General features: G+C 57.1%; 9 protein-coding genes. 2 read left to right on the top strand and 7 right to left on the bottom strand.

What is annotated here, in order from left to right; translation table 11 throughout:
• Nucleotides 1–571 precede the first annotated feature (571 nt).
• On the bottom strand, nucleotides 572–1,510 hold the full coding sequence (locus tag A9D60_RS24045; protein ID WP_217492091.1) for a DMT family transporter: 939 nt from the start codon (nucleotides 1,508–1,510) through the stop codon (nucleotides 572–574).
• On the opposite strand from A9D60_RS24045, the gene A9D60_RS27450 reads away from it, so the two are divergent.
• Both A9D60_RS27450 and A9D60_RS27445 read left to right on the top strand, forming a co-directional pair.
• Nucleotides 1,457–1,921, top strand: coding sequence for an ABATE domain-containing protein (locus A9D60_RS27450; protein WP_141118046.1), 465 nt, complete (start codon nucleotides 1,457–1,459; stop codon nucleotides 1,919–1,921). The two genes, A9D60_RS24045 and A9D60_RS27450, sit on opposite strands and share 54 nt — an antisense overlap.
• Complete coding sequence (locus tag A9D60_RS27445; RefSeq protein WP_175393031.1) at nucleotides 1,839–2,060, top strand: CGNR zinc finger domain-containing protein; 222 nt, start codon at nucleotides 1,839–1,841, stop codon at nucleotides 2,058–2,060. Before A9D60_RS27450 ends, A9D60_RS27445 begins: the two co-directional genes overlap by 83 nt.
• A gap of 188 nt (nucleotides 2,061–2,248) precedes the next feature.
• Here A9D60_RS27445 and A9D60_RS24040 read toward each other — a convergent pair whose 3' ends face one another.
• From A9D60_RS24040 to A9D60_RS24015, 6 genes are all read right to left on the bottom strand, one after another.
• The gene (locus A9D60_RS24040; RefSeq protein ID WP_065269930.1) at nucleotides 2,249–2,881 is read right to left on the bottom strand and encodes a tyrosine-type recombinase/integrase; all 633 of its coding nucleotides are present in this window, start codon (nucleotides 2,879–2,881) and stop codon (nucleotides 2,249–2,251) included.
• A gap of 180 nt (nucleotides 2,882–3,061) precedes the next feature.
• Nucleotides 3,062–4,399: an FAD-binding oxidoreductase gene (locus tag A9D60_RS24035; RefSeq protein ID WP_065269929.1), complete on the bottom strand. Its 1,338-nt coding sequence runs from the start codon at nucleotides 4,397–4,399 to the stop codon at nucleotides 3,062–3,064.
• Complete coding sequence (gene hglS / locus A9D60_RS24030) at nucleotides 4,396–5,757, bottom strand: 2-oxoadipate dioxygenase/decarboxylase HglS (protein ID WP_065269928.1); 1,362 nt, start codon at nucleotides 5,755–5,757, stop codon at nucleotides 4,396–4,398. The genes A9D60_RS24035 and hglS overlap by 4 nt, the downstream gene beginning before the upstream one ends.
• 17 nt (nucleotides 5,758–5,774) lie before the next feature.
• Entirely contained in the window at nucleotides 5,775–7,040 is a 1,266-nt protein-coding gene (locus A9D60_RS24025; protein ID WP_441295070.1) for an NAD(P)/FAD-dependent oxidoreductase, read from the bottom strand.
• On the bottom strand, nucleotides 7,040–8,542 hold the full coding sequence (gene amaB, locus A9D60_RS24020; protein WP_065269927.1) for an L-piperidine-6-carboxylate dehydrogenase: 1,503 nt from the start codon (nucleotides 8,540–8,542) through the stop codon (nucleotides 7,040–7,042). The genes A9D60_RS24025 and amaB overlap by 1 nt, the downstream gene beginning before the upstream one ends.
• A gap of 12 nt (nucleotides 8,543–8,554) precedes the next feature.
• The gene (locus A9D60_RS24015; RefSeq protein ID WP_254656791.1) at nucleotides 8,555–9,703 is read right to left on the bottom strand and encodes a pyridoxal phosphate-dependent aminotransferase; all 1,149 of its coding nucleotides are present in this window, start codon (nucleotides 9,701–9,703) and stop codon (nucleotides 8,555–8,557) included.
• Nucleotides 9,704–10,203: the final 500 nt, after the last annotated feature.

The following is a 10,203-nucleotide window of genomic DNA, read 5'->3' as shown; positions in this document are numbered from 1 at the left end:
TCGCAGGGGCTTATTGAACACCACGTCTTCAGTGGCAGTGATCCCATGGACCTGAAACACGTTCTTGGCCAGATCAACGCCGATTGTGGTAACTTGCATGGGGTGGCTCCTCTCAAAAGCAGATTTAGACACCTGCACTATGGCGCATCGCGACGCCGGTTGAAGCAGGAGCCATCCACCCCATCAGCAATTGCGGGCCGCAGTGCAGCGAAGGAACGCAGTGGCCAAAGGCAACAAAGGGCCGTTCTCGCCGGTGGAAGTTGTTTCTATTGCCCTGATGCTGCGTTGCACCCGAGGCCAGCAATGAGCCCAACGTTCTCATTGGTCGGYATGCGGCGAACGACCCCTATCGTGACTGCACATTCATCTTTCCTGTCGTAAGTTCCGACGGTGCTGGAGTCACGGCGATCAGCAGACCCGCAGTGACCACGCAGACGATGCCGACCCATGCAAGAATGGTCGGTAGGTCTCCAAATATTGCCCAGCCAAGTAGAGCAGCAATCGCGATCTCGAGATATGCGAGTGGCGCCAAGGTGCCGACATCCGAGAATCCAAATGCGGCGAACGACCCCTATCGTGACTGCACATTCATCTTTCCTGTCGTAAGTTCCGACGGTGCTGGAGTCACGGCGATCAGCAGACCCGCAGTGACCACGCAGACGATGCCGACCCATGCAAGAATGGTCGGTAGGTCTCCAAATATTGCCCAGCCAAGTAGAGCAGCAATCGCGATCTCGAGATATGCGAGTGGCGCCAAGGTGCCGACATCGAGAATCCGAAACGCGGCCAGAAACAGCCCGTGGGCAGCAAACGAAAGAACTCCCATCAAAACCATGAGGCAAAGGATTGTAAGATCGACAGCAGGCACATTGACGGCAGCAATAGGTGCGATCAACGCTGCACCGACAATGCTTTGAATGAGCACATTGTCCTCGGCTCGAACGGAAAGTGACGCAGCGCGCGTCAAGACAAGATAAAAACCGGATAGAATCCCACTCAGAAGAGCGAAGACCGATCCGTAGGTGATGCTGTTATCTGGCCGCAAAATGAACAATGCACCCAGAAAACCCAAAACAACAGCCAGCAGGGTCGATGCTCTGGCTCGCTCACCGAGCAGAACGATTGACAGAACCGCGGCGATCACCGGCCCGGTGAAGTAGCCGCCAAGGGCCGTTGCGACTGACAAGCTTGAGATTGCCCAATAGAAGCTGACCATCGCTGCCACAAGCAACCCTGATCTCCCGAAATGCAGAACCGGCGCTGACGCCAAGGATCGCAACGCCCGACGGGGAGACCTGAAAACGACTGCTGCCAACGCGGCCCCAATCGCATATCGAACCGCTACAAGGAAAAATGGTGAAGCTACCTCGGTCAGTGCTTTGGCAATTGTATCAACAACTGGGATCACACAAGCACTTCCGCACATCAGCAGGATAGCGGTCTGTTTTGAACCCATATGCATGTAGCCACCTTCCAAGTAACGCGCAAAAGTGCTTTCATAGGTTATCACTGCGGATCGGTAACCTGTCAAATGAATTTAGATAGTTATGAGATGACTGGATTGCGCGTCTCGCTAAACCTCGTAAACCAGGTAACTCCAGGACAAGCGGGAGGTGCTTCATATGCGGGAGGGTGCACGTTCGAGGGCTTGAGGAAACTTTTGCAAGATGATCCGCCCAGCGTCGAGCAGCTAGAAGAGCGACATACAAATGGCTTCCAGGAATTGGCCCATTCACTACGTGAAGTCTTCGTGTTTCTCTCGATTGATGAGACATCCGACGCTGCCAACCGACTGAACCAACTTCTTGCGGAAAATCCAGCGACACCGGAACTTGGGCGTGAACCAGACGGACGTTGGCGTATGCATCAGGACCGCGATATGCGCGGAGGGAATTGCCCGGGAAATCGGCAATCAGAATAGCCATAGGTTTGGAGTCTGCGACGCTCACCATTGCAATCGCGTCTATTTTGATACTTCGCGAAACGGGAAACGGCGGTATTGTTCGATGCAATGTCAGAACCGGGCGAAGGTGGCAGCATTCAGGCAAAGAAACACGTAAACTGCGTATGCACCGACATTAGAAAGCAGTCGTTGGACGAACGACCGCTCCGTCCCGCGAACTGTGAATTCGAGCAGGCAAAGATTATTGCAGCGCGGCGAAAGTCCGGTCTGACGGGCCGCACTGCGGCGAGCACTGTCATGGATGAACGGCAGGAATGGGCCGCCTGTGAAGGCGGCCCAAAGTTCCTAGATTTCAATGGCTTCGGCTATGGCCAAGGCATCCTCAAGTTCGACGCCGAGGTATCTGACGGTACTGTCCATCTTGGTATGGCCTAGAAGGAGCTGAACGGCACGCAGATTACCCGTCTTTTTGTATATCTGAGTAACTTTGGTTCGTCGCATCGAATGGGTCCCATAGGCGCTTGACTCAAGTCCAATCGATGTGACCCAATCTCGGACGATCCGCGCATATTGGCGTGTTGAGATGTGCAACCGCTCGTGAAATCGACCTGGCCAAAGGTATTCGGACCCAATCATGAGCTCGTCTTCCATCCACTTCTCAACCGAGGCGCGGGTGCCTTCTGAAATCTCGAAGCGTACCGGCTTCTGGGTTTTGCTTTGAAGAACGGAAGCGCGCTCTTTGATTTGACCCGACGCCATCACGTCTACGACCTTCATCTTGACTAGGTCGCAACCTCGGAGTTTGCTGTCGATTGCCATATTGAATAGCGCCAGATCACGATGGTTCTCCGCGAGCTCAAGTCTCACACGGATCGCCCAGACATGTTTCGGCTTTAGGGGGCGCTTTTGGCCGACGATGCGCCCCTTGTTCCAGGCAGGACGAAGCGCGCGAATTGCTGGTAAGTTTGGTGTTTCCATGGCTGATCCTCCGATCCGCCATGCCCTCCCAATACGACAACCCGACGTTGACCAAGCCAGCATATCACAAGATGCTGCATTGTATCCGAGGTCGGCAAGGAGCCCTTTGTGTAGCATGCTGCGCGAAACACAAAAGCTCGCGTAAGGCAGAAAGCCGACCTTAACAGCTCAGGCGTGCGCCTATCCCAATTGCATTATGGAATTGTGTGAAATGGCTGCATCGCGGTTCCATTTTTCAAAGTACCGAAAGTTCTTGGGACCAATTCCGTGTTCGGCACTAAAGGATCCATCATAGGTTTTGACGGCGTGGCCGACCACAAAATCACGCAAGCGCATTTCAAATTCAGGATCGACAGGCCCATCTGTTTTCACAAGATTGAAATGAAGACCGCCATCGCCGAGATGGCCGAAATCGCATACCTCTATCATTGGGAAGTCTCTGGTCAGCTTCAGTGTCATTTCCCCCCGGAAAGCAATCACCTTGTCACGTGTGAACCCGAGATCGAGCGCAACAAGCGGCCCGGCGGATTTCACCCCTTCGGACAAAGCATGGCGCAACGCCCAGATTTCTTCGGGGCGACCAAAAAGCGCGTCTTCGATAGGCGTTTCAGAGAGTTCCCACGCCTCGGATAGAACCGCTTCCAACACGCGATCCAATGGCGTATCCCAAGGTGCCTTTGTCGGGCGGGACAATTCGATAAGCAGCGCTGTTTCGGGAATCTCGCCCCGTGCGAACGGGTTTTTCAAAGATGCCGCATGCTCAAACGTGTGCTTCATTGCGGCCTGAGACATGAATTCGAATGCGGACAGCAGCGGCCCAACTCGGGTTTCCAGATGGCGAAGAAGGGTCAACATTGCTGCGTCGCTCGACGGTACGACAAGCGCCGTCGCTTGTTCTGTCACAACAGGTTCAAGGTTTAGGACCGCTTCGGTGATGGTCCCGAACCAACCGCAGCTGCCGATGTGCAGGTGTTTCCAATCTGGTCCAGTGTTGTCTTTGCGCACCGGACTTCCAAGGCGCACCACTTCGCCATCTTTCAAAACAACCGTCAGCCCAAGCGTATTGCACCGTACATCGCCATATCGCAGAAAGCGGCCACCGCCGGTATTGGTTGCCAACATGCCACCAATCATGGGGTCAGAACCAAGGTCGATGGGAAAGAACAACCCGTGCTCTGCCAGCCGCTCGTTGACCTCGGACAGCCTAAAACCTGCGCTGACCCGTAAGGACCGGTTGGCAAGGTCTGGCTCAAAGGTTTCGCGCAGGCGGGACAGGCTAAGAACCGCCTGTTGACCTGAACAATCCGGAACAGATGCGCCCACCAGCCCTGTGTTTCCAGATTGCGCAACAAAAGAGGTCTGGCTGTCTTTGAGATGCCGAACACAGGCAGCAACCTCGTCTGTTGTTTCAGGCAACAAGACGCCGTGGCTTTGGCCAACCTCACCACGAACGCCGGTCAGGAAAGCCACCATATCCTTGGGATCGGTGAGTGTCTTTATGTGCGCTGGGATGCTCATGCCACTCTCTTGCTCAACTGTTCTAGAGCCGCCGTGTAAGACTCCGCTTGCATGGCCTCGTACAGGGCAAACTCATCTGCCACAGATTTGCCCAAGGCGGCCTCGAACGCAGAACGGCTTGAGGCTGTTTGATGATCACTGCGGGCTTCATCGCCCAGATTGGATTGAAAAATACCGGCGGCACTGACAGGCAAGAAGTCTTCGTAGACGATCGGGCTGATGGTTAGGGCACCTGCGTCGAGCAGGGCATTCAGCCCTTTGCCCATCGCTGTGCCTCCTCCGGGAGCATATTTGAAATACGCCAAATCTTGATCATGCAATTCACGCCATGTGTCTGGGAAGGCTTTGAACACCTCCTCCAGCTTTGCGACGTAGTCTGAGGCATTGGACCCGTCCGCCGCTGGCAGGATTTCCGCGCGCACCTCTGCCAGAAGTTGATCGTAAAGCGCACGGCCTTTCGGGGTCAGTGCCACACCGCGCTGTTCGATTTCGCCAAAACGGGCGGTGTGCTGCCCGTCTTGCCAGTCATCACCAATCGGAAAGCGAATTGCTTCGTTCAAAGCCTTGAACGCGGTTTGACGCAGCAGGATCGGACATTTGCGGCGCGGGGGGCCTTCGACCACAGCCTTGGCGGGCAAGCCTTGCGCCACCATCTCCGCCTGCGCTGCGTCAATGTCGAGCGTGCGGGGCGTCAGATGGTTGATATGCGGCCCTTTGAAAGACACGACATCGGCGATCAACCGGTGCGCTGCGATCAGGTCTTCGAACGTGGCATCATCAACGCAGGCTTCGGGATGCCAACGGAAGGTTTCCAGCACCTCCGCGACAAAGCGGATCGCGTCAGCTTCGTTCAAACCGCCCTCAGCCTCGGCCCTTTCTGTCAGGGCGATGGCCGCATCGGTAAAGATCTGACGGCGGGCGAGCGTCGCAGCAGCCTTTTCGCGCAAGGCTTCATCCTTGATCAATTCAAGCCGCAAAAGTGAGGTGAAGACACGAAACGGATTTTCGGCCAGAGCGTCTCGTCCAACGGGCCGGAACGCGGTGGAATGCACTGGGACCGAGGCGACTGAAAGGTCATAGTAGCCGACCGGTTTCATCCCCATCACGGCAAAAACGCGGCCCATCATGGCCAGCTCTTCTGCCGTGCCGAGCCGGATCGCACCGTGGCGTTCGGCGCTGATGCGGTCCGTATCTTCGCCGGGTGTAAGAGCGAGAGCGTTGTCTTCACGGTCCAGCACGCCCGTGTTCACCTGCTCAACAATCTCAACAAGTGCGCCGTAGGCGGGCACTTCTTCGCGGTACATGGCGGACATGGCGGCGGAAAAATTGGCACGGATCTGGTTGGGAGAGACTTTCATGGTTTATCCTCTGGCGCTCAAAAGCGCCCGTTGGTGAAATGGGTGAGGGCCGCGCCAGTTTCGTAGTATAGGCCTTTTGCCGCGGCATAAGCTTCAGATTTGGGGGCTTCGATTGAGAGAGGCAGTTGGCCCGTTCCAAGGGCCCAGTGAGCCGCAGCGCGCCCAAAAAGCGTTCCCGGCGAAATACCGCGACCGCTATAGCCAAAGATCGAAATGCCCGCCTTTCCGCGTCGTTCAATACGCGGCAGATAGGTGCTGGTCATGGCAATGCGCCCCGTCCAGTCCTGCTCAAACGGGACGCCCGCAAGCTGAGGAAAGAGCTTGGCCAACTTCCGTTTGGCCCAGCCCCGATGCATTCGACCGCCAACCCCCTCGAGGTTTCCAAGCGCGCCAAAGATCATCCGTCCGGCTTGATCCATCCGAAACGACGACATGATCATCGCCGTATCCCAGCAACCTTCACCGCCACCCAGGAGGCTGCGCCTTAGGTCATCGGGCAAAGGTGCTGTGGCGAGCTGGAAGTAATGCGCCGGGACGATGGCGTTGTCGTCTGCGGCATCGACGCCATAGGCGTTGGTTGCTTGGATAAGTCGCGCCGCACGCACTTCGCCTTGTGCTGTCTTTACCGTCCAGCCCTCTGTGGTTTCGGTAATGGTAACGGCACTTGAGCCTTCGAAAATCTGCGCGCCCTGTGCCGCCGCGGCCCGCGCAAGCCCCTGCACATAGGCCAGTGGTTGGATCGTTCCGGCCCGCGCATCCCAAAGCGCCCCGCAATAAGCGGTGCTGCCCGTGCGCCGCACGGTCTCGCGGGCGTCGAGAAGTTTCACCGGCGCGCCACGCGCCTCTTGCTGGGCGTAGCGATTTTCCAGATCGCGCAGGCCAGCTTTGGAATGGGCGCAGTGAAGCGTCCCCTCCCGTACGGCTTCGCAACGGATTTGGTTCTTCTCGATCAGGTCAAAGACCACCGAAGGGCCAGCAGCCAAGGTCTCATTGAGTCCTGCCCCAACGTCCTTGCCGATCTTTTCTTCGACTTGATCCGGCGGGGTCCAGAGCCCGGCATTTACGAGGCCCACATTGCGCCCAGACCCACCAAAACCGATGCTGCGCGCCTCCAGCAAAGCCACCGACGCGCCGCCCAAAGCCAAATGGTAGGCTGCGGACACGCCGGTGAACCCGCCGCCGATGACCACCACATCCACCTTGACCGCCTCTTGCAAAGGCGACAATGCGGGGTGGTCCGGAGCGGTCTTCGCCCAAAGGCTCTTGTTGCCGGTCACTGGGATCAAATCTCGAACGAGATGCCTTGGGCCAGCGGAAGCTCGCGCGAGTAGTTCACCGTGCTGGTCTGACGACGCATATAGGCGCGCCATGCGTCAGAGCCGCTTTCGCGTCCGCCGCCTGTTTCCTTTTCGCCGCCAAAGGCTCCGCCGATTTCGGCGCCAGACGGGCCGATATTGACGTTGGCAATCCCGCAATCAGACCCTTGCGCCGAGAGGAAGTATTCCGTCTCGCGCACATCGGTGGTGAAGATGCAGGAGGACAGGCCCTGGGGCACAGCGTTTTGCAGCGCAATCGCCTCATCCAGCTCTTTGTATTTCACCGCATAAAGGATCGGCGCGAAGGTCTCGGTGTACATGATCGCGCTTTGCGCTGGCATTTCAACAATCGCTGGAGAGACATAAGCCGCGTCTGGGAATTGATCTGCCAACGCTCGACCACCGCCATGCACGGTGCCACCTTCGGCCTTGGCTTGCTCCAGCGCCTTGTCCATAGCGTTCTTCGCGGCAGTGTCGATCAGTGGGCCAACTAGCGTGTCATCTGCAAGCGGGCTGCCGATAGAAAGGCCAGCATAGACTTTGGCAAGACGCGGGATCAGCTGGTCATAGACATCTTCATGGACGATTAGGCGGCGCAGGGTGGTGCATCGCTGACCGGCGGTGCCAACCGCAGAAAAGACAATCGCCCGCACGGCCATTTCTAAATCAGCAGACTGCGCCACGATCATCGCGTTGTTGCCGCCAAGTTCAAGGATTGTCTTGCCCAAACGCTTGGACATGTCTGCGGCCACGGCTTTGCCCATCGGAACAGAGCCTGTGGCAGAGATGATCGCCACATCCTTGGACGCGGTCAGCGCCTCGCCCAGATCGCGTTCACCAATCAGGGTTTGGATCAACCCATCGGGGGCATCGTCACCGAAGGCCGCCATAGCGCGTTCGCAGATTTTCTGGATCGCAAGCTGGGTCAGCGGGGTCTTCTCGGATGGTTTCGCGATCACCGGATCACCACACACCAGTGCCAGCGCCGCGTTCCAACACCAAGGGGCCGCCGGGAAGTTGAACGCTGTGATAATCCCGCAGATGCCAATCGGATGCCAGGTTTCGCGCATGGAATGGCCGGGACGTTCAGAAGCAATTGTCAGACCATAAAGCTGGCGCGAGAGGCCCACGGCAAAGTCGCAGATGTCGATCATCTCTTGGACTTCGCCCAGACCCTCTTGGTAGATCTTGCCGCATTCCAGCGTGACCAGACGGCCAAGGTTCTCTTTCTCTCGGCGCAGCTCTTCGCCCAAAAGCCGGACCAGCTCGCCACGACGCGGGGCGGGCACCTTGCGCCAGGCATTAAAGGCTTCCACGCCCTTGGCAATCGCTGCTTCGGCATCGGCAACGCTGTGCATGGGAACATTCGCAATGACGCTGCCGTCTACAGGCGTGGTCACAACCAAAGCGCCGCCAGTGGTTTGATCTGCGGTTAGACCGCAGGCGTCGAGGATGTCTTGATGTGTCATTGGAGGGTTTCCTTAATTTGTAGTCAGGCCGGAAACGGCGTCTTTGAGGCGGGCGCAGCCGTCTTCGAGATCGGCGCGCGCATAGGCGTAGGACAGGCGGAAATGGCCGGGCAGGCCAAAGGCGCGTCCTGGAACGATGGCAAGACCGGTTGACGCCAGAACATAGGCGCAAAACTCGACGTCTGTTTCGAGGGTTTGTCCTTGGGGCGTCTTGTGCCCAAGCAGGGCGTGACAAGAGGGGAACACGTAGAATGCGCCATCGGGCGTGGCGCAGTTGATACCAGAAATGGCATTCAGTGCTTGAACGACAAAGTCACGCCGGTCCCGAAAGGCGCCGCGACGCTCCGCGATATGGCTTTGGTCGCCCGTGATAGCCTCCAAAGCAGCGGCCTGCGATATGGAACACGCGCCTGAGGTGATCTGCCCTTGCACCGCGACCATGGCTTGGATCAGTTCGGCGGGTGCTATGCCCCAGCCGATCCGCCAGCCAGTCATCGCATGAGCCTTAGACACGCCGTTGATCACGATGGTACGGTCGGCCAGATCGGGACAAGCCGTACGGAATGAGGTGAAGGGCTCGTAACAGATCAGGTCATAAATCTCGTCTGACGCAATCCAGACATGAGGATGGCGCGCGAGAACCTCGCCAAGGGCCTGCAGTTCCGCCGCACTGTAAACTGCGCCAGAAGGATTCGACGGTGAATTCAGCAAGAGCCAACGCGTGCGCGGCGTGATGGCATCTGCCAACTGCTCTGGGGTCATCTTGAACCCCGCCTCGGCCCCGCATGGCACCAGAACGGATTGCCCACCAGAGAAGGCGATAATGTCGGAATAACTGGTCCAATAAGGCGTGGGGACAATGACGTCGTCGCCCTCGTTCAGGGTTGCAAGAAACATGTCGGCCAAGACTTGCTTTGCACCTGTGGCGACAATCACATTGGAGGGCTCCACGTTAGCCTGTTCAGCAATTGCCGCCCGCAGTGCAGGGATGCCAACAGTTGGCGGATAGCGTGTCTGTCCAGCCAACATCGCCTTATGTGCAGCATCGCAAATATGCGCGGGCGTGGGAAAATCTGGCTCGCCTGTACTTAATGCCAAAACATCATGACCTGATGCACGCATACGTACGGCCTCCTCAGAGATTGCAACGATCTCCGACAATGCGATTCCGTCAATTCTCTTTGACCTTTTTAGCATGACCACCCTCATTCATTGAGGTTGTTTGACATGACCTGTCTACGTATGGGAAACGCAATTAACGTATACCTTATGCAAAAAACTCATACCTATGCTGCATCCCAAGCGATTTCTTCCCCCGATGACTGCTCTGCGCGCCCTTGAGTCCTTTGCCCGGACTGGCAGTGTCACCGAGACAGGGCAAGAGCTTGGCGTGTCTCAAAGCGCGGTTAGTTGTAGTGAATTGCATTTATCCGGCGCTCGGATTGCAAACATCCCGGATTCTCGCGCGAATTATTTGACGCTATCCAGGGTGCCAAACTCACATTATCTGCGAATGAGATCAGATTATGTGCGACGGGATTGCAATCATCCGCCCCGGATCACATTACGTGCGAACGGCATGCGAGCTGAAGAACACAGAGCGGATGCAATCGCAGCAACTGCCGTTCGCTGCACAGGCCATGAGCACGAAAGATGCGGGG

Origin of the sequence: Leisingera sp. JC1, assembly GCF_001679925.1 — a bacterium.
Taxonomy (GTDB): Bacteria; Pseudomonadota; Alphaproteobacteria; order Rhodobacterales; family Rhodobacteraceae; genus Leisingera.
Note: the sequence above shows the minus strand (reverse complement) of the source record. Positions and strands in the feature narration are given on the sequence as shown.

Coding starts and splice junctions, on each gene's coding strand:
- A9D60_RS24040 (WP_065269930.1), bottom strand. CDS start 2,881: ATGGAAACACCAAACTTACCAGCAATTCGCGCGCTTCGTCCTGCCTGG.
- amaB (WP_065269927.1), bottom strand. CDS start 8,542: ATGACACATCAAGACATCCTCGACGCCTGCGGTCTAACCGCAGATCAA.
- hglS (WP_065269928.1), bottom strand. CDS start 5,757: ATGAAAGTCTCTCCCAACCAGATCCGTGCCAATTTTTCCGCCGCCATG.
- A9D60_RS27450 (WP_141118046.1), top strand. CDS start 1,457: ATGCATGTAGCCACCTTCCAAGTAACGCGCAAAAGTGCTTTCATAGGT.
- A9D60_RS24035 (WP_065269929.1), bottom strand. CDS start 4,399: ATGAGCATCCCAGCGCACATAAAGACACTCACCGATCCCAAGGATATG.